The sequence below is a fragment of the Bifidobacterium pluvialisilvae genome (assembly GCF_019331695.1).
GTDB classification, from domain to species: Bacteria; Actinomycetota; Actinomycetes; order Actinomycetales; family Bifidobacteriaceae; genus Galliscardovia; species Galliscardovia pluvialisilvae.
This window is the reverse complement of sequence record NZ_JAHBBI010000013.1, coordinates 25,678-45,088: the sequence shown is the minus strand read 5'-3', so window position 1 is coordinate 45,088 and position 19,411 is coordinate 25,678. Positions and strand designations below refer to the sequence as shown.

Annotated in this window: 18 protein-coding genes; 2 read left to right on the top strand and 16 right to left on the bottom strand. The window is 64.5% G+C overall.

From position 1 onward, the window contains the following. Positions 1–11: 11 nt before the first annotated feature. Together KIH77_RS09570 and aroC are read right to left on the bottom strand one after the other, a co-directional pair. Positions 12–1,628: a bifunctional shikimate kinase/3-dehydroquinate synthase gene (locus KIH77_RS09570; RefSeq protein ID WP_219101326.1), complete on the bottom strand. Its 1,617-nt coding sequence runs from the start codon at positions 1,626–1,628 to the stop codon at positions 12–14. Between the two features lie 25 nt (positions 1,629–1,653). Beyond that, positions 1,654–2,847: a chorismate synthase gene (aroC, locus tag KIH77_RS09565; RefSeq protein ID WP_219101324.1), complete on the bottom strand. Its 1,194-nt coding sequence runs from the start codon at positions 2,845–2,847 to the stop codon at positions 1,654–1,656. 91 nt (positions 2,848–2,938) lie between these two features. Between aroC and KIH77_RS09560 the strand changes: the two genes are divergently transcribed. After that, positions 2,939–3,385 carry a prepilin peptidase gene (locus KIH77_RS09560; protein WP_308283351.1) on the top strand — a complete coding sequence of 149 codons (447 nt, stop codon included), beginning with the start codon at positions 2,939–2,941 and terminating at the stop codon, positions 3,383–3,385. A gap of 29 nt (positions 3,386–3,414) precedes the next feature. On the opposite strand, the gene mltG is transcribed toward KIH77_RS09560, so the two are convergent. The 7 genes from mltG to KIH77_RS09525 all read right to left on the bottom strand — a co-directional run bounded on the left by mltG (position 3,415) and on the right by KIH77_RS09525 (position 10,199). Further along, on the bottom strand, positions 3,415–4,608 hold the full coding sequence (gene mltG / locus KIH77_RS09555) for an endolytic transglycosylase MltG (RefSeq protein WP_219101320.1): 1,194 nt from the start codon (positions 4,606–4,608) through the stop codon (positions 3,415–3,417). Then, entirely contained in the window at positions 4,605–5,087 is a 483-nt protein-coding gene (gene ruvX, locus KIH77_RS09550) for a Holliday junction resolvase RuvX (RefSeq protein WP_219101318.1), read from the bottom strand. Before ruvX ends, mltG begins: the two co-directional genes overlap by 4 nt. A gap of 20 nt (positions 5,088–5,107) precedes the next feature. Then, positions 5,108–7,789, bottom strand: coding sequence for an alanine--tRNA ligase (gene alaS / locus KIH77_RS09545; RefSeq protein WP_219101316.1), 2,682 nt, complete (start codon positions 7,787–7,789; stop codon positions 5,108–5,110). 122 nt (positions 7,790–7,911) lie between these two features. Further along, entirely contained in the window at positions 7,912–8,157 is a 246-nt protein-coding gene (locus tag KIH77_RS09540; RefSeq protein ID WP_219101314.1) for a hypothetical protein, read from the bottom strand. Between the two features lies 1 nt (position 8,158). Then, a complete protein-coding gene (locus KIH77_RS09535) occupies positions 8,159–8,569 on the bottom strand; it encodes a DUF948 domain-containing protein (RefSeq protein ID WP_219101312.1) in 411 nt (136 codons plus the stop codon). 83 nt (positions 8,570–8,652) lie between these two features. After that, positions 8,653–9,330, bottom strand: coding sequence for a histidine phosphatase family protein (locus KIH77_RS09530; protein WP_219101310.1), 678 nt, complete (start codon positions 9,328–9,330; stop codon positions 8,653–8,655). A gap of 38 nt (positions 9,331–9,368) precedes the next feature. Then, positions 9,369–10,199: a histidine phosphatase family protein gene (locus KIH77_RS09525; protein ID WP_219101308.1), complete on the bottom strand. Its 831-nt coding sequence runs from the start codon at positions 10,197–10,199 to the stop codon at positions 9,369–9,371. A gap of 173 nt (positions 10,200–10,372) precedes the next feature. On the opposite strand from KIH77_RS09525, the gene KIH77_RS09520 reads away from it, so the two are divergent. After that, on the top strand, positions 10,373–11,059 hold the full coding sequence (locus KIH77_RS09520) for a winged helix family transcriptional regulator (RefSeq protein WP_219101306.1): 687 nt from the start codon (positions 10,373–10,375) through the stop codon (positions 11,057–11,059). Between the two features lie 24 nt (positions 11,060–11,083). Here KIH77_RS09520 and KIH77_RS09515 read toward each other — a convergent pair whose 3' ends face one another. The 7 genes from KIH77_RS09515 to KIH77_RS09485 form a co-directional block, all read right to left on the bottom strand. Further along, on the bottom strand, positions 11,084–11,452 hold the full coding sequence (locus KIH77_RS09515; RefSeq protein ID WP_219101304.1) for a YccF domain-containing protein: 369 nt from the start codon (positions 11,450–11,452) through the stop codon (positions 11,084–11,086). A 183-nt stretch (positions 11,453–11,635) separates the two neighbouring features. Then, entirely contained in the window at positions 11,636–12,262 is a 627-nt protein-coding gene (rpsD, locus tag KIH77_RS09510) for a 30S ribosomal protein S4 (protein WP_219101302.1), read from the bottom strand. 199 nt (positions 12,263–12,461) lie between these two features. Beyond that, positions 12,462–13,301, bottom strand: a complete 840-nt coding sequence (locus KIH77_RS09505; protein WP_219101300.1) for an ABC transporter ATP-binding protein — start codon at positions 13,299–13,301, stop codon at positions 12,462–12,464. Position 13,302: 1 nt separating this feature from the next. Then, the gene (locus KIH77_RS09500) at positions 13,303–14,523 is read right to left on the bottom strand and encodes an ABC transporter permease (RefSeq protein WP_236024611.1); all 1,221 of its coding nucleotides are present in this window, start codon (positions 14,521–14,523) and stop codon (positions 13,303–13,305) included. Between the two features lie 3 nt (positions 14,524–14,526). Further along, positions 14,527–14,925 (bottom strand): DUF4418 family protein, encoded by a 399-nt coding sequence (locus tag KIH77_RS09495; protein ID WP_219101298.1) that lies wholly within the window; start codon positions 14,923–14,925, stop codon positions 14,527–14,529. A gap of 106 nt (positions 14,926–15,031) precedes the next feature. Next, positions 15,032–17,707 (bottom strand): UvrD-helicase domain-containing protein, encoded by a 2,676-nt coding sequence (locus tag KIH77_RS09490; protein ID WP_219101350.1) that lies wholly within the window; start codon positions 17,705–17,707, stop codon positions 15,032–15,034. Between the two features lie 126 nt (positions 17,708–17,833). Continuing rightward, positions 17,834–19,408, bottom strand: coding sequence for a sodium/proline symporter (locus KIH77_RS09485; protein ID WP_219101348.1), 1,575 nt, complete (start codon positions 19,406–19,408; stop codon positions 17,834–17,836). Positions 19,409–19,411 lie beyond the last annotated feature (3 nt).

Here is a 19,411-nt window from a genome sequence, read left to right as displayed (position 1 = left end):
GTGATGGCTCCTTACTTCTGGATGCGGCGGAAGGCCTCTTCGACGGCGTCGGCCGGCGGGTTGTCGAGGTGGATGACGTGGCCGGGACGGTCGAGCACGACGAAGCGCAGCATCTTGCCACGGGCTTTCTTGTCCTTGTGCATGAGGGCGAGGACGTCGTCGAAGCTTCCCTCGTTCCAGCTGGTCGGCAGGCCGAGGGACCCGAGCAGCGAACGGTGGTAGTCGACGAGGTCGCGGTCGATGTAGCCGAGGATGTTCGCCAGTTCGGCGGCGTATACCATGCCGACGGCGACGGCGTTGCCGTGACGCCAGCGGAAATGTTCGAGCTTCTCGATGGCATGGCCCATGGTGTGGCCGTAGTTGAGGAACTCGCGCAGGCCCTTCTCCTTGAGGTCGGCGGAGACGTGATGCGCCTTGACCCTCACGGTGCGTTCGATGAGCTCGGCGATGACGGACTCCAGCTCCGGCGTGATGTCCGCCGGATCGAAGGTGCGCAGAGCCTCGGCGTTGTCCTCGAGGATGCGCAGAATCTCCGTGTCCATGATGAATCCGGATTTGGCGACCTCGCCCAGGCCTTCGACGAAGATGTCATTGGGCAGGGTGCCCAGTGTGGTCAGGTCGGCGAGCACGCCGGCCGGCGTGTAGAAACTGCCGACGAGGTTCTTGCCGGCCTCGGTGTTGATGCCGGTCTTGCCTCCGGTGGAGGCGTCGACCATGGCGAGCAATGACGTCGGACAGTTCACGTAGCGGATGCCACGCATCCACGTGGCCGCCACGAAGCCGGCCAGGTCGGTCGCGGCGCCGCCGCCCAGGCCCACGACCGCGTCGGAGCGGGTGAACCCCTCCTCGCCAAGCCGCTTCCAGATGCCGTTGGCGACCTCGATGGTCTTGCCGGCCTCGGCATCGGGGATGGTGATGTCGGAGACATCGTAGCCGGCGCGGCGCAGCAGCGTGCGCACACGGTCGGAATGACGCTGCACCGGAGTGGTGTGAATCATGGCGATCTTGACGGGCTTGTCGCCGAGCACGTCGGCGAGATGGTTGACCACGTGGGAGCCGATGCGCACGTCGTACGGCTCTGCGCCGTCGACGTGGACGACGCGTTCGTTGGCGGTGTCGGCGATGTTCTGTGCTGCCTGCATAGGAGTCTTTCCTTTCGTATGCACGATGAGATTCGCCAGATGTTCGAAGACGGGCCGGCGTTCCGCATACAGCCTCCGCCATTTTCTGGCGGCGCCGTCGGCGAGCAGCGGCCTGTTGCCGGAACGGGAGGCGCGGGCGATGGCCTCGTTTGGGTCGGCGTCGAGATAGGCGACGACGCCGCCTTCGTCGACGTAGCGTTCCAGGGCGTCGCACACGCTTTCGGTCATGGGTGCTCCGCCGCCGAGTGACAGCACGCCCTCGTAACCGTGCATGAATCCGAGAATCACGTCGCTTTCGATGGCGCGGAACTCCTTCTCGCCGCGCTCCTCGAAGATCCGTGGAATCCTCATGCGTTCACGCGCTTCGATCTCGGCGTCGGAATCCCTGAATTCCACGTTCAGCACCGAGGCGACGTCCTGCCCGATGCGGGTCTTGCCGGCTCCGGGCATACCGATGAGCACGGCCTTGGGAATGGCATTCGTCATTCGTATCTCCTGCCGTTTCTCCCGCTCAGCGCATGTGCTCGGGCCAGGAGGCGAGGTAGTTCTCGGCGTTGCGTCGGGTTTCTGCCACGCTGTCGCCGCCGAACTTCTCCAACGCGTACTTGGCGATGGTCAGACGCACCATGGCCTCGGCCACGACGGATGCGGCGGGCACGGCGGTGGTGTCGGAACGCTGGTTGATGGCCTGGGCGGCCTCGCCGTTGGCGACGTCCACGGTGCGCAGGGCACGCGGGATGGACGGGATGGGCTTCATCGCCGCGCGCACGCGGATGGGCTGACCGTTGGACATGCCGCCCTCGATGCCGCCGGCGCGGTTGGTGAGCCTGGTGATACGGCCGTCCTCGCCGGGGACCATCTCGTCGTGCGCGGCGGAACCGGGACGCACGGCCTCGAGGAAGCCGTCGCCGATCTCCACGCCCTTGATGGCCTGGATGCCCATGACCGCGGAGGCGAGGGCGGCGTCGAGACGACGATCGGATTCGACGTAGGTGCCGATGCCTGCGGGCACGCCGTAGGCGATGACCTCGATGACGCCGCCGACGGTGTCGGCATTGGCCTTGATCTCGTCGATGCGCCTGACCATGCGCTCCTCCGCGGCCTTGTCAAGCGTACGCACCGGGGAGGCGTCGAGCGCGGCGGCATCGTCCGGGGTGGGCAGTGCCGCGTTGTCGGCGTCTTCGACGCCGGCGCCGCCGATGGAGATCACGTGGGAGACGGTGCGGATGCCAAGCGTCTGCTCGAGGAACTTCGCGGCCACGGCACCAAGGGCCACACGGGACGCGGTCTCGCGGGCGCTGGAGCGTTCCAGCACCGGGCGCGCGTCGTCGAAGCCGTACTTGCGCATGCCGGTCAGGTCGGCATGACCGGGACGCGGCCGGCTCAGCGCCGCGTTGCGGCCGGTCTGCGGCAGATCGTGGTCGAGCGGGTCGGCGCTCATGACCTCGGTCCACTTCGGCCATTCGGTGTTGGCTATCTCGATGGCGATCGGGCCGCCGAGGGTGGAGCCGTGACGTACGCCGGTGAGCATACGGACCTTGTCCTCCTCGAACTTCATGCGCGCCCCGCGACCATATCCCAGCCGGCGCCGCGCCAGCGCGTCCTTGATGTCCTGTGATGTGATCCGGACGCCCGCGGGCAGTCCCTCGATCATGGCCACCAAAGCCTCGCCATGTGACTCCCCTGCCGTCTGCCAGCGCAACATCGCCCTTCTCCTTTTGTCATATCGAATCCGGCGGAACAACGTTCCCGCGTAATCGACCAGTTGTCGTTAACCTCGGTATATCTTACGTTCAATGGCATACCTTTTCCTTATTCCTAGCGCAATCGCGGGAATCATGATCGCTTATACCGATATGCGGACACGACGTGTGCCTCGGATCATCGTCGTCGTGGGCTCCGTATTGCAGCTGCTTGCCGTCGTCGCATGGTGCCTGTGGTCCCATTCGTGGATGCCGTTGGTCGGATCCGTGGGACTGGCGATGGCCTCCGCCCTTGTCCAGTTGGCGCTGGCGCTGGTCCGGCCGGGCGCGCTGGGATTCGGCGATGTGACGTGCACGCTGCTGATGGGGCTTGCGGTCGGATGCCTCGGCGTCGAGACGGTGGCCATGTGGTGGCTGTTCATGGGGCTGTTCGGTCTTGCCATGCTGGGAATACAACGAGGCCGGGGCAGGGATTCGATTCCCTTCGCCCCGGCCATCGTCCTTGCCGCATTCGCGGCGATTGCGCTCTCGGCCTTCTGATTCCAACCGATTCCAGACGTCCGGTACGCCTAGTTCTTGGCCTCCCAGGCCTCGTATTCCTTGGCGAATTTCTGGAATTCTGCCTGATTGTCGGTGAACTTGGTCTCGCCGGTGTCGAGGTTCACGGTGACGAAGTACAGCCAGTTGCCGCTCTCGGGGTTCATGGCCGCGTTGATGGCCGTATCTCCCGCCTGGCTGATCGGCGTGGGGGGAAGACCCTTCTGGATGCGCGAATTGTAGGGATTTCTCTTGTCGTTGAGCATCGACTGGGTCAACGCACGTGGAGCCACGTTGTTGCCATATGCGACCACGGAGTCCATGCCCAGCGGCATGTTCTTCGCCAGTCGGTTCTGGATCACGCGGGACACCTTGCCATAGTAGGAGCTCTGGTTCACCTCGCCTTCGATGATCGACGAGATGATGAGGATCTCCTCACGCTTCGAGCCCGTGGGCACATCCAGCGAGTCGAGATGCTCGATGCGCTTGTCGACCATCTCCTTGAGGATGGCCGACGCCGACTTGGCGCCTTTGACGTTGTAGTTGCCAGGCTGCAGCCAGCCTTCGAAGCTGCCTTTGGCCTCGGACGGCAGGATGCCCTTGCCCTTGTTCTTGACAATCTTGTCGAACTCGGACTTGTCGATGCCGGAAAGTTGTGCGGCCTGTTCGATGACGGTCGAAGAACGTTCGCCGGGGTTGACCACGAGGAAGCCCTTCGCCTTGGTGGAGTCGGTGAGGATCTTCACCACGTCGTCGGCGCTCATCCGGTAGCGCAGTTCGAACGTGCCCGGCTGCAGCTGGTCCTGCAGGCCGGAGTTCGTCACCGCCTGCTGGAACGCCACGCTGGATTTGACGATGCCCGCCTTGGTCAGGCTGTCGCCGATCTGCACGCTGTTCTGTCCGTTCTCCACGGTGAATTCGACGCTGCCGGTACCGGGACCCGGATAGTCCGGTGCCTGCGACCGGGTGATCTGCACCTTGTCGCGTGCGGCGGACATCTTGGAGTGGATGAACCATCCGCCGCCGATCACCGCAAGCAGCACGAAGATGGCCACGATGAGCTTCACCACACGGGAACGCTGCTTCTTGCGACGATGCTTACGGAGTTCCCGCCGCGAACGTGGAGGACGCGGCGGCATGGACGGATCAAGCTCCGTCTCCCCCGATGCACCCACCCAACGGGTCTGTTCGGCGAAGAAATCCTGCATATCATCGTCGTCGCTCATATAGCCTCCACATCAGTATCAGTATCCGCTTCCTGCCGGCCGGCTGCATCCAGGGCGGCCTGCAGCAGCACCACGGCGGATTGCTGGTCCACACTCGGCCTGTGGTCGCGCATGCCGATTCCCGCTTCGAGAAGCTGACGATGCGCGCTGACCGTGGTCATTCGTTCATCCAGGAGTTGCACCGTTGCCGCTAGCTCCTCGTTGGCAAGACGCCGCTGGAGGTTCTTCGCCCAGCGACGGGCCTTCTTGGCGCTTGCTCCCTCTGTTCCATTTAACAGCAACGGGTAGCCGACGACCACGTGGGATACATGATTGTCTTCGATGACATCCAGAACATCGTACAGGGCCTGGAAATAGTCTCCCCGTACCTGGATGTTGCCAATGGGATGGGCAAGGGTCAGCTCCGGGTCGGACAATGCGAGTCCGACCCGGGCGTTGCCGAGATCGATGCCCAGCCAGCATGACTTGCCGGTCGTCATATGCAGCCGATCGGTCGTGTTCAGCGGCCCGCCACCTGGGCCTTGAGCGAGGCGAGGGCGTCGTCAATCTTCGACGCGTCCTGGCCGCCGCCCTGGGCGAAGTCGGGCTTGCCGCCGCCACCGCCGCCAAGGACCTTGGACGCGGTGCGAACGAGGTCGCCGGCCTTCACGCCCTTGTCGCGGGCCGTACCGTTCGTGGCGACGATGATGACGGGGTTGCCGTTCTCACCTTCGCCGCACAGTGCCACCACCAGGGGCTTGCTTTCGCCGATCCGTCCGCGAATGTCCATCACGGTCTTGCGCAGGGCGTCGACCGAACCGAACCGGCCCACGTTCTTCGCCGCCACGACGATGTCGTCAGTGCTGTCCTTCGCGTTCTCGACGAGCTGCGGCACCTGGCCGGCGAGGTTGCTCTCATACATGGATGCCAGACGACGGTCGGATTCCTTGAGCTTGGCGAGCAGGGCGTTGACGCGTTCGGCCAGTTCGTCGGGACGGGCATTGAGCTTGTCGGAGAGCTGGGATACGAGGGCGTGCTCGCGGGCGTTGTACTCGTAGGCGCCCTGACCCACCACGGCGTCGACGCGGCGTACGCCGGTGCCGACGGATGCCTCGGACATGATGGACACGGCGCCGATCTTGCCGACGTGGTCCACGTGGGTGCCGCCGCACAGCTCACGGCTCCAGCCGTCCTCGCCGATGGAGACGACGCGCACGATGTCGCCGTACTTCTCGCCGAACAGGTGCATGGCACCGAGGGCGATGGCGTCGTCGAACTTCATCTCCTGGGTGGTGACGGCGAGGTTGTCGCGCAGACGGTCGTTCACGCGGGCCTCGACGGCGCTCATGACGCCCTTGCTCGGGGCCTTGCCCCACTGGAAGTCGAAGCGCAGACGGTTCGGCGCATCCTCGGAGCCACGCTGGGTGGCCTGCGGGCCGAGCTCCTCGCGCAGCGCCTTGTGCACCATGTGCGTGGCGGTGTGGGAGCGGGCGATGGCGCCTCGACGCTCCTGGTCGATGGTCGCCGTCACCTTGGCGCCGCGCACCAGCGTGCCTTCGGTCAGACGGCACTGGTGCACGGTCAGGCCCTTGATGGGGTGCTGCACGTCGTCGACCTCGAGCACCGCGCCGTCGTCGGTGAGGATCTCACCCTGATCGGCGAGCTGGCCTCCGGCCTCCGCGTAGAACGGCGTGCGGTCAAGCACGACCTCCACGGTGGCGGGGGCGGTGACGGCCGGGACCGAGCCCTTGCCCTCCTGGATGATGCCGAGCACGTTGGAGCGGCTGGAGAATTCGGTGTACCCGAGGAACTCGAGAGGCGCCTCGAGCGTCTTCTTGAAGTCGTCGTATACGGAGAGGTCCACGTTGTGGCGCTTCTTCAGCGCGTCGGCGCGCGCACGGGACTTCTGCTCGTTCATGAGCTCGCGGAACTTGGCTTCGTCCACCTTCACGCCCTGCTCGGCGGCCATCTCGAGGGTCAGCTCGATCGGGAAGCCGTAGGTGTCGTGCAGCGTGAACGCGTCCTTGCCGGAGACGGTGGGCTCGGAGCCGGACTCCTTGGCGCGGTTCACGGCCACGTCGAGGATGGAGGTGCCCTTGTCGAGGGTGCGGCGGAAGGCGTCCTCCTCGTCGTAGGCGGATTCGGAGACCTCATGGAACGTGTCGTTGAGCTCCGGGTAGCTGGGGGCCATGGCGTCCTTGGAGACGGGGAACAGGTGCGGCAGCACCTCGTCGGTCACGCCGAGCATGCGCATGGAGCGCACGGTGCGGCGCAGCAGGCGGCGCAGCACGTAGCCACGGCCCACGTTGCTCGGGCGCACGCCGTCGCTCATGATCATGAGCGCGGAACGCACGTGGTCGGCGACGACGCGGAAGCGCACGTCGGCCTCCTCGTTCTCGCCGTACTTGAGCCCGGAGAGGCGTTCGGCCTCCTCGATGACCGGGTAGACCTCGTCGGTCTCGTAGATGTTCTCCTTGCCCTGCATGAGGTAGGCGAGGCGTTCGAGTCCGGCGCCGGTATCGATGTTCTTGTTCTCCAGCTCGCCCACGATATGCAGGTCGGTCTTGGACTTGACGTTGTCGACCTCGTAGTTCTCGAACACGAGGTCCCAGATCTCGATGAAACGGGTCTCGTCGGCGGCGGGGCCGCCGTCCTTGCCGTACTGCGGTCCGCGGTCGACGTAGATCTCCGAGCAGGGGCCACCGGGGCCGGGGCCGCCGGTCGTCCAGAAGTTGTCCTCCATGCCGAAGATCTGCATGTGCTCGGGGTCGAATCCCTCGTTCTTCCAGAGGGAGCGGGCCTCCTCGTCGTCGGTGTATGTGGTGACCCACAGCTTCTCGGGGTCGAAGCCGTAGCCGCCCTTGTCCTGCGGCGTGGTCAGCAGCGTCCACGCATAGTGGATGGCCTCCTCCTTGAAGTAGTCGCCGAAGGAGAAGTTGCCGAGCATCTGGAAGAACGTGCCGTGGCGGGTGGTCTTGCCGACCTCGTCGATGTCGAGGGTGCGCACGCACTTCTGGTTGCTGGCCATGCGCTTGTGAGGCGGGGTCTGCTCACCGAGCAGGTACGGGATGAACGGCACCATGCCGGCGATGGTGAACAGGGTGGTCGGGTTCGGCGAGATGAGCGACGCCGAGGGGACGACCATATGGTCTTGCTTCGCGAAATAGTCCAGGTATCGTTTCGCGATTTCCGATGTGCGCATGGATGTGCGACTCCTTTATTGGTTTGTTGTGAGGTCGGACGGCAGAGCAGACGTCCTGATGGCAAGTATGAATCTGGGGTTCGGCGCAATCAGACCGCGCCCGTAGGCGCGGATGCGGGGGTTCAGTGTGCCGACTTGTCGATGAACTGCCGGTTGAGCTCCTCCTCGCGTGCACGACGATGCGTCTGGAAGTCGTCGAACAGGGACTGCACGGTCTGGAGCGTGATGGGAGGCTGGTCCTGGTCGGGGCCGAACACGAACTGGCGGGCCGGCGCGGGCGTATGCGCCTTGACGTAGGCCTGCGCCTTGGTGACGGCCATTACGCCGACGCCGACGCCGATGGTGATCCATAGCAGGCGTTTGAACATGTCACTCCCCCTTGGCGGTGCCGTTGTGCCCCGTCGTCGGCGCGGCCGCTCCGGCAGCGCGCTTGTTCAGGAAATCCTGGGCGGTGGCCTTGACGGCCCAGACGGCGGACGCGGCCTTGATGACCGGCTTGCCGAGGAACGAGCCGTAGAGATCCGTCAGTGCGCCCACGTTCGTGGCGGAGCGCTGCGCGGCGTCGGAGATGGCGTTGACGTCGTCGAGGGAACGGTTCACCTTCTGCACGGTGGATACGCCCTCGTCCAGCGCGGGTACGGCATGATCGCCGGTGTCCTTGACGGTCTGGGCGATCTGATCGAACAGCTTGCCCAGACGGATGAGCGGATAGATCATGAATCCCGCCAGTATGGCGAACGCGATGGCGGCGATCAACCCGGCGATCTGACCGATGTCCATGCCGATACCTCATTTCCTGACAATTCTGTGCGCCGTGGACGCAATACAGCATAACAGGCTATCACCTGATGCGAACACCGTCGTCACTGGTTGTAGGAGACGATGGTGATGCCGCCCTCGTCCAGAGGCTTCGACGGGTCGTAGTCCAGCACGGTCACGCTGCCGTTCGCGGGCCGCTCGCTGAGATCGTATCCCTCCGGCGCGAAGCGGTGCATGAGGCTCAGCAACGTGTTGCCGTGCGATATGACCAGCACGTCGTCGCCGTCGCGCAGGCCGGGATTGCCTGCGATGATGTCGAAGCCCCCTTCGATGCGACTCCAGTATTCGGCTTCGCTTTCGGCGTCATGGAAGGGATCGGCCTCCTTGAGGAAGTCCTTCGTGGCCGCCAGACCATACCGTTCCACGATGGCGTTGTAGGTCTTCACCCCGTGTGGCGCACCGGCCGCATACCAGGCCATGGCCATGTCGAGGCCCTCGTAGTACCCATAGAACTGCTCACGGAAGTGCATGTCCACGGTCAACGCCGGACGGACATGGCCGGCGGCCTCGTTGATGTCGAGGATGGATCGCGCAGTCAGTTCGGCGCGTGTGGTGTCGGAGCAGTATGCGGCGGCGAAGTCGAGGTCCTCGAGCTTATGCCCGGCCTTGGCGGCGTCGGCGACGCCGGATTCGGTCAACGGCGAGTTCGACCACCCCTGCAGCCGGTTGTATCGGTTGAAATACGTCTGTCCGTGACGGACCAGATGCAGATGAAACGTCATTATTCCTCGTATCCCATCGTTGTCGGTTATGCGATTACCTACTGTATCAGGGGCTTCCACTCGGTCATCGACTCATGGCGAAGCTCCGCGGGACCGTTCTCCCAGTCGATCAGGCCGGCTATCTGGGGGCCGGTATTGAACTCGTCCAGCGACCAGGTGCGGTTGCCTCCGGGACGTGAACCGGGTGTGAGCCGTGACCAGAAGGCGTTGCGCATCGCTCCAAGGTTGTTCAGCCCGTCCGGATTCATGCCGACGAGCGTCTCGACGGTCGCCACGATCCACGATCCGTGGCTGACCACCACCAGCGTGGTCTCCTCGGGATCGTTCGCGTATGAGGTCACGATGGCGTTCAGCGCATCGGCGCCGCGCCGGCCGCAGTCCACGCGGCTTTCGACGCCGTAGCGCAGCTCACCGCCCGTATGCGCGCGCCACGAACGGTAGGCCGCATCGTCGATCTGGCGAATCTCCGGACGGGTCAGTCCCTCCCAGCGTCCGAAGCTGCGCTCCCTGAACCGTGCGTCGAGCGTCACCGGCAGCCCGAGCAGGTCGGCGAACGCATGCGCCGTCTGCTGTGCGCGGAACAGGTCGGACGACATGACGATCAGAGAGCGGCGGGCCGCGGGCGCACTGCGGTATTCGTCGATGTCGCTGCGTTCCGCGGCGTCCGGGCCGGGCTGGGCGAGCAGTTCGGGATGCCGGGCTATGCGGGAGACCTTCGCCCAGTAGAACCGCCGGGCGAGCTCGTAGCCGGTCTGGTCGGCCTGCCATTGCCCGACGATGTCGAGGGGCACGTCGATCTGTCCCTGCAGTCGGTGTGCGAGATTATATGAGGTTCGTCCATGCCGTACCAGCATTACTTCGGTGATCATCGTATTCCGTCCCGTCTGACATGCCCGTAGGCCCTACGGTTCATATCATAGGTGGATATAGGGAGCTGGCGTCACCGCATGCCGGTCGGAGGACGCGACGTTCTCCTCCGCTGGTCCTATCCTTGGTGACATATTTCGGATGATCGGCCATGTGCCGGACGGGGAGCTGTGTCATGGATATTCTGTTGGCGGCCGGCGGCTTCGCGCTGCGCAACGCGCTGGCGACGGCGCTGGCCGGAGCCCATCACAGGGTCATCGCCCTCCCCCTTGCGAAGGACGAGGTTCTTCCCGACGTCATCCGCGTCGATCTGGTCATCGTCGACGACGCCTTCCCCGTCGCTAGGCATCCGGACCAGTGGGACGTCGTCCTCCGCCATGCACAGACCTCGGCGACCATGCTGCTGGAGTCTCCGTCACTGGGACGGAGCAACGGGACGGGTGCGAAGAAAACGGATGCTGCTGCATCCATCCGCCCCAACCTCGTCCTGGACAAGCCGTTCTCCGACGCGCAGCTGCTCGCCTATGTGCGGATGGCCGTCAGCCAAGCCCATGCGGGAAAGGACAATCCACTGCTCTCCCGCGGAGGTCTTGTCCTCGACACTGAATCCCGTCAGGCGTTCTATGGCGATTCGAGCATGCCAATCGCCCTCTCCCCTAGGGAATACGGTGCGCTGGAGGCGCTGCTGGAGGCCGATGGCAGGTACCTGTCGTTCGACGAGCTGCTCGAACGGGTCTGCGGCAATGGAACCGTCTTCGAACAGCGTGACATCATGACGACGGTGATGTACCGGCTCATGGGGAAGATGCGCCGTGCGGGATTGTTCATCACGAAGCACGGCGACCGGTATCGAATCGGATAGCCGGACGAGGCTCCGCCCGTCTCGTCAGGCGCGGCGCATCACGGTGGCGCCGAACGGCATCAGCGCCAGCTTGGCCATCTTGAACGATTGGAGCCCGAACGGGATCCCGATGACGGTGATGCAGTTGACGAGTCCGGCGGCGACGTACCCGAGTGCCATCCACAGGCCGGCCAGCAGCAGCCACACGATGTTGAGCATCGTGGATCCGAGTCCTCCCCCGTAGATGATCTCTTTGCCGAACGGCGTCAGCGTGAGCTGTGCCATTTTGAACGCCTGCAGTCCCAGGGGGATGCCGATGACGGTGATGCACAGCACCAGTCCGATGAGCGCCCAGCCGATGGCAAGGAACAGCCCTCCGAGGACCAGCCAGATGATGTTGCCGATGAGTCTCATGCATGCCCTCTCTCTTCTTGGAATCGTTGCTGGTTTCCATTATCGAGGATCCGGGTCTGCATGGCCATGCGGGTTTACCCTGATTCTTCCCTGAATCCGGGGGCGGTTCCATACGAGACGAAGTCGGGAAATACGAAAAAAGCCCTGCGGCCTTTCGGCACGCAGGGCGAAGATCGAAGACGATCAGCGAGCGTAGAACTCGACCACGTACTGGATGTTCACCTGCACCGGAATCTCCTCGGCGAGGGGCTTGCGGGTCAGGGTGGCCTTCAGCTGGGCGAGATCGACTTCCAGGTAGCCCGGGACGGCGGGCAGCACGTCGCGGTGCACGCCTTCAGCGGCGATCTGGAACGGGACCATGGTCTGGCTCTTCGGACGGACCTGGATGGTCTGGCCGGGCTTGACCTTGTAGCTCGGGCGATCGACCTTGTTGCCGTCGACCATGATGTGGCCGTGCACGACGAACTGGCGGGCCTGGGCGGTGGTGCGGGCGAAGCCTGCACGCAGCACGAGGGCGTCAAGACGGGACTCGAGATCCTGCAGCATGGCGTTGCCGGTCTGGCCGGCTTCGTGGGTGCCCTTCTCGTAGGCGGCGCGGAGCTGCTTCTCGGAGATGCCGTACTGGGCGCGCAGACGCTGCTTCTCGCGCAGACGGACGGCGTAATCGGACTCGGTGCGACGACGGGTGCGGCCGTGCTCGCCGGGGGCGTACGGACGCTTCTCGAAGATTCGCTGGGCCTTCGGGGTCAGGGCGATGCCGAGGGCGCGGGAAAGACGCACCTGACGGCGGGAGCGCTGAACGTTAGTCATATCAGACTCATCCTTTGTGTTTCTGTCGTTATCTGAACGGAACGTGCGACTGGTCACACGCTGAGTCGGCCTCTCCAATGCTTCACCGCGTCTTGATGACACGCGAACGGCGCCTTCCGGTACCGCCGACCCATTGACGGGCTAAGACTCCAGATAGGTCCTGCCGGTTGGCAGACACCAAGATGGAAATCCTACACCATCATGCCGATTCGGTCAATTTACCGGCGTCCATGGCCAGAATGCGGTCGGCGTACGGCAGCGCATCGGCGTCATGGGTGACCATGAGCACGGCGGTGCCGCCATCGGCCACGGAACGCAGCAGTCGCATGACGACGGCGGTCGATTCGGCGTCAAGGTCACCGGTGGGCTCATCCGCGATAAGCAGACGGGGGCCGTTCATCAACGCACGGGCGATGGAGGCGCGACGCATCTCCCCTCCCGACAGTTCCCTGGGATGGCTGCCGGCAAGGTCGGCGATGCCGAGGTCGGCAAGCAACGCCATGACGCGTTTCTCGTATCCGTCCGGGGAACGGTCCTGCCCAACCGGTTCGACGCGCATCGGCGCGATGACGTCGGGCATGTCGGGGTCGACGACGTCCATGTCCCCGGTATCGGACGTCTTTCCCGCGGTCATCCCATCCCCGGCGACGGCGTCGTCGGACGCATCATCATTGGACGACATGATGTCCAATGGTTCCTTGGGGAACATCACCGCCGGCAGCATCACATTGTCCATGACGGTGAGGTTCGGCAGTAACGTCTGGCTCTGCGTGACGAATCCCACGACACGGTTGCGCAGCAGGGAAAGCTCGCGATCGTCAAGCTCCGCCACGTTCCGTCCGTCGACGAGGACGGTGCCGGAACTGGGCCTGAGCAAACCGCAGACCATGTTCAGCAGCGTGCTCTTGCCGTTTCCCGAACGGCCGACGATGGCGACGAAATCGCCGCCGTCGATCTTCAGGTCGACATGGTCGACGGCGGCGAACGTTCTGCCGCGACGGGAGAACTCACGGGTCAGTCCCCGGGCTTCCAACAACATGTCACTCCCCTTCCCTGAGCGTGAGGTACGCTTCCGGACGGCCCAGACGGAACGCCGAGGCCAACGATGCCAGAGCCCCCGTGACGACGGCGAACGCCAGCGAGCCGGCGATCAGCAGCAGGCACGGCACGACCCCCGCCTGAAGATACGGCAGCTCAAGCTCCTTGCCGATGGCCCCGCTGAACGGGAACACGACCAACGACGCCGACGCGATGCCGACGACGCCGCCGATCAGCCCGATCAGCGCGGACTCGCCCAGCACGATTCGGGTGAGCATCCCACGGGTGGCGCCCATGATGCACAAGCTGGCGAACTCCTTCTTGCGCTCGTTGACCGATGAGGAGAACACGGCGAGCATCACGATCAGCGCGAGCACCCAGAACACGACGAGGAACACGGCCACATAGGCGAGCATGGTGTTCAGGCTCGACTTGGTGGTGCTGGTCACGCCGCCCGGGTAGACGAAGCCGACGCCCTTGAGATCGGATTTCGCGATTTCGCCGGCCACCTGTTCGGCGGTATATCCAGGCCGGAGCCTGACGAGGACGGAGGACACGGCCCTGTCCGCATATTCGGCGGGAATGGTGCCCCGGGTCGTCACCTTGTTCGCATAGGAGACCATGTCGGGGACGGTGCCGTCGCTGACGAACACCGAGCTGTCCAGGCCGGTGGCAGTGCGGGCGAGCTGCGCCTTCACCGGGAACACGTGATTGTACAGCTTGATGGTGTTGTCGGCGGAGACGTTGATGCCGCTGCCGACGATGACCTCACCCTCGCCCAGCGTGCCATCGTACTGCGAGGCGATCCATGGTTCGATGACGAAGTCGGTCCGGGGATTGAACCCGACTATCTGGACCTTCTCATCACAGCATTCGGCGGCCAATGACGCGATGTACGTCTGCTCGGTGGCCTGTTCGACCCCGTCGAAGTCCGATACGCGTTCGCCGATGTCGTTGGTGAAGTAGAACGTGTTCGGATTGCCGTTGGTCAGCAGTGCCTCCGCCTTGCCCTGGCTGCCGGAGGGCACCACCATGAGGTCGGCGCCGAGACGTGCCTCCATGCTTTGCAGCCCCTTGTTGAGGTTCAGCGCCAGGATGGAGCCGCCGAAAAAGGACGCGGCGAGAATCGCGACGACGACGATGAGCGATGCGGTGCGGAACGGCTTGCGCCGAAGGTTTTCCAGCGGAAGCCGTCCGAGGGTGATGTGCGGTATGGCGGCCATGGCTCAGGCCCGCTTCGCGGTTCGTGAATCGAGCAGCACCGCGATGACGGCGAACACGATGGTCAGCACGCCGAGCACGATGAGCGTCGGCCGGGCGACCATATGGCAGTGCATCATCGCTCCGGGGCATACGCCGATGAGCACGGTGGGCACGGCGATGGCCAAGGCGCCGGCCAATGCGACGGCGATGCCCAGGCCGATGCGGACCTTCGTCTCGGCGAACAGGGCGATGAGGCCGAGCACGACGATCATCGCTCCGACGCCGATCTCCGCCCGTGCGGTCCAATGGCATTTCATCGCCATTTCGGTGACTTTGCACACGTGGGCGAACGTATGCGGAGCGACGGCGATCAGTACGCCGAGCACGATGGGCGGGATGGAGGCGAACAGCCTGTTCTTCACAATCTTCTCCTACTGCTGTCGTACTGCTGGCAGAACTCGAGCGATTGTTCCGAACCCGTGCCGGAAAGTCAACTCTTGACTTATCGGCACGGCGCTGCTACGTGCGTCAGAGCTTTTCGATTGGCGCCACGCGCAGCAGGAGGCGTTTGACGCCATCGGAGCCGAAGTCGACGGTGATCACCGAATTGCGGCCCTTGTCCTCCACGGCGACGACCTTGCCCAAGCCATACTGGTCGTGGGAGATCCTGTCGCCTTCGTGGAAGTCCGCCACGTTGAGCCGGCTCGGCTGGGACGTCGCCGCGGCCTTGGCCGACGCAGCGGACTTCGCCTTCGTCAGCGAGTCCAACAGGTCCTTCTTCATGCGGCGCGTGGTCACCCTGCCCGACTGGCCCGACGACGAGCCACGGCTTGATGACGAGCCGTACGAAGAGCCATATGACGAACCGCCGTAGGACGAACCGCCTCGTGCACCGTACTTCGACCCGTACGAGCCGCCGCCGTATCCACGGTCGCGGGAGGACGAGGAGCCGTACGACCCGTAGGATCCGTACGACGACCGTCCGGAGGTCGCCCGTTTCGCCGCGGACCCCCAACGGGGACGCGACCCGTATGATGACGACTCCGAAGAATAACCGCCTTCGAATCCGCCGAATTCGTCGTCGGAGCCGTTGGAGCCCCATCCGCCACGTAGGGCGTCCACGCCGGTCTCACGGCGCTTCCATTCGATGAGGTTCTCGGGGATGTCGTCGAGGAACTGGCTGGGCAGCATCTCGGCCGCCTGCCCCCACTGGGCGCGCACGGCGGCGCGCGTGACGTACAGTATCTGCCGCGCGCGCGTGATGCCCACGTAGGCGAGGCGACGCTCCTCCTCGAGCTCGCTTTCGTTCTCCATGGCGCGGGAGTGCGGGAACGTGCCCTGCTCCATGCCGGTGAGGAACACCACGGGGTATTCGAGTCCCTTGGCGGTGTGCAGGGTCATGAGGGTGACCTTGCCGGTGTCTTCGTCCTCGTCGGGCAGCTGGTCGCTGTCGGCCACCAGGGCCGTGGTCTCGAGGAACCCGTTGAGCGTGGCGTCGGGCGTGTTCTGCTCGAATTCCGCCGCGGTGGATTGCAGCTGGGAGAGGTTGTCGACGCGCGTCATGTCCTGGGGGTCGGTGGATTTCTTCAGCTCGGCCAGCAGACCGGATTTCTCCAGCACCTCGGCGACGATCTCACTGGGCTTGCCGTCGTTTTCGGCGGCGAACGCCTGCAGACCGCGCATGAGGTCGCGGAACTGCGCCAGCAGCTTCGCGGTGCGGGTGGGCACGTTCGGCATGGCGTCAAGCGAGTCGAGGGCCGACCATACGTTGGTCTGGTGTTCGGCGGCGAACGTGGTGAGCAGGGCCTCGGCACGCGCGCCCAGACCGCGCTTCGGCACGTTGAGGATGCGGCGCAGGTTCACGTCGTCGGCGGGGTTGGCAATCGCCTGCAGGTAGGCCATCGCATCCTTGACCTCCTTGCGCTCGTAGAATTTCGTGCCGCCGACCAGCTGGTACGGGAGCCGGGCGTTGATGAGCGCCTCCTCCAGGGAACGCGACTGGGCGTTGGCTCGGTACATGAGCGCGATGTCGGAGTACCGGAAGCCCTCCTCGCGGACGAGCCGCGCGATTTCGCCGGCGATCCACTGCCCCTCCTGCTGGGCGTTGTCGGCGGCGTATCCGATGATCTTCGACCCGTCGCCGAGCGCGGTCCACAGTTTCTTGGGCTTGCGTCCGGGGTTGAGGGCGATGACCGCGTTGGCGGCGTTGAGGATGGTCTGGGTGGAACGGTAGTTCTGCTCCAGCAAGATGGTGCGCGCGTTCGGGAAGTCCTTCTCGAACTCCTGGATGTTGCGGATGTCGGCGCCACGGAACGCGTAGATGGACTGGTCGGAGTCGCCGACCACGGTGATCCATGCCGGTCCCATCCTGCCGGCGCCCCTCGCTCCGGGTTCGCGCTGCTGGCCGCAGTCGACGCCGCCGAGCTCGCGCACGAGCACGTACTGGGCATGGTTGGTGTCCTGGTATTCGTCGACGAGGATGTAGCGGAACTTGCGGCGGTAGTATTCGGCCGTCACGGGGTCGGTGCGCAACAGCTCCACGGTGCGCATGATAAGGTCGTCGAAATCGACGGCGTTGGCGGTGGCCAGACGGTACTGGTATTCGGCGTAGACGCAGGCGTAGAGCACCTCCACATCGCCGAAGCTGCCGATCTGCGAGCCACGGACGCCCGGCTTGAACTGCGGGGCGTATTGCTTGAGCCGCTCCTGCCAGCCGATGAGGCTGTTCTTGTAGTCGGAGATGCGGGCGAGGATGGAACGCGGCGTATAGCGTTTGACGTCGATGTTGAGTTCCGTGCAGATGATCTTCACCAGTCGCTGCGAGTCGGCGGTGTCGTAGATGGAGAACCCGGATTTGAGGCCGATCTTCCCGCCGTCGCGGCGCAGGATGCGTACACACGCCGAATGGAAGGTGGAGACCCACATGCGCTGCGCCACCGGCCCGATGAGCGTGGTGAGACGCTCCTTCATCTCGGCGGCGGCCTTGTTGGTGAACGTGATGGCGAGGATCTGGCTGGGCCATGCTCCCGTCTGGCTGAGCAGCCATGCGATGCGGCGGGTGAGCACGCGGGTCTTGCCCGAGCCGGCGCCTGCGGCGATCAGCAGCGCCGGACCGTCGTACTGCACGGCCTCGGCCTGCTGCTCGTTGAGGCCCCCCAGCAGTTCCCCGGCACTGCGGGCGATGACTTCCGGCTGTTCGTTCATCTGCATTCGCTTGTCCCCTTACGACGATGGCGGATGGTGGTTCCGCACTCGAAAACCGAGTACAAGAATCTACCATCCGCCACGGTCAAACGCACGGCCGATCAGGACCGGCCACGGCCCGACGTCTCACTCCTTCACAGCCACGGCATGTTCCTCGAGCAGCTCGCCGACGTTGGTGTCGTCGTCCATGTAGTGGTCGAACACGTCGGTGATGGCCTTGGACGGCGCCTCGGTCGCAAGGGAGACCACGACGATGGCCAGCGCGGAGATGATGAACGCCGGCAGCAGCTCATAGATGCCGAAGATTCCTCCCAGGGGCTTGACGAGGATGTGCCACACGAACACGGTCACGGTGCCGGCGACCATGCCGGCGACGGCGCCCTTGGCGTTGGTGCGCCGCCAGTAGAGGCTGAACAGCATGAGCGGCCCGAAGGACGCGCCAAGGCCCGCCCATGCGTAGGAGACGACCTGGAATATGGACGAGTTCTGGTCGGAGGCGATGACGCAGCCGAAAACGAACACCACGAGGATGGTGATGCGCGCCACCCACATGACCTGCCGGTCGGAGGCATTGCGCTTGAAAATGCCGTGGAAGATGTTCTCGGCCACCGCGGAGCCGGCGATGATCATGTAGCTTGAGGAGGAGCTCATCGAGGCGGCGAAGATGCCGGACACGACCACGCCGCACACGAAGCTCGGCAGCAGCATCTGGCTGAGCACGATGAACACGCTTTCGGCCGCGGCCTGGGTGCCGAACCGCGTGGGCAACATGGCACGCCCGAGCATGCCGATGGCGATGGCGCAGCTGAGCGAGATGACCACCCACACGGTGGCGATGATGCGGGAATGCCTGATCTCCTCGGCGTCTCGCACGGAGAGGAAACGCACGAGCACCTGAGGCATCCCGAAGTATCCAAGACCCCAGGCCATCAGCGAGACGATGGTGATGACGTCGAAGTCGGCGGGCGCCCCGAACACGGGGTTGCCTCCCTGCGTCAGCTGCGAGCCGGCCGCGTCGAGCACCGGGGTCGCGGTGTGGTTGGCGCTCAGATAGCCCGGGATGTCGCTGAGGAAGGCGGCCACGTGGTCGATGCCGCCGGCGCTGGCGACCGTGCCGACGCAGACGACGGCGAGCGCGAAGAACATGAGCATGCCTTGGATGAAGTCGGTGACGACGACGGAGAGGTAGCCGCCGATGACGGTGTAGAGGAAGACGACGATGGCTCCGACGATCATCATGAGGTGGTAGTCGAGGCCGAAGAGGGTGTCGAAGAGTTTGCCGACGGTGACGAAGCAGCTGCCGACGTAGACGGCGAAGAAGACGATGATGATGACGGCGGCGATGGTGGAGAGGATGTTCCTGGTGTCGCCGAATCGTTTGGAGAAGTAGTCGGGGATGGTTATGGCGTTGCCGGCGGCGACGGAGTATCGGCGGAGGCGTTTGGCGACGATCTTCCAGTTGAGGTAGGTGCCGATGGCGAGGCCGGCGGCGGTCCAGCCGGCGTCGGCGATGCCGGTGAAGTAGGCGAGGCCGGGCAGTCCCATGAGGAGCCATCCGGACATGTCGGATGCTTCGGCGGATAGGGCGGTGAGCCAGGGGCCGACGCCGCGGCCGCCTGCGAAGTATTGTGATGCGGATGAATTCGACCGTCGTGAGTAGAAGAATCCTACGGATAGCATGGCCACGAAGTAGAGGACCATGGC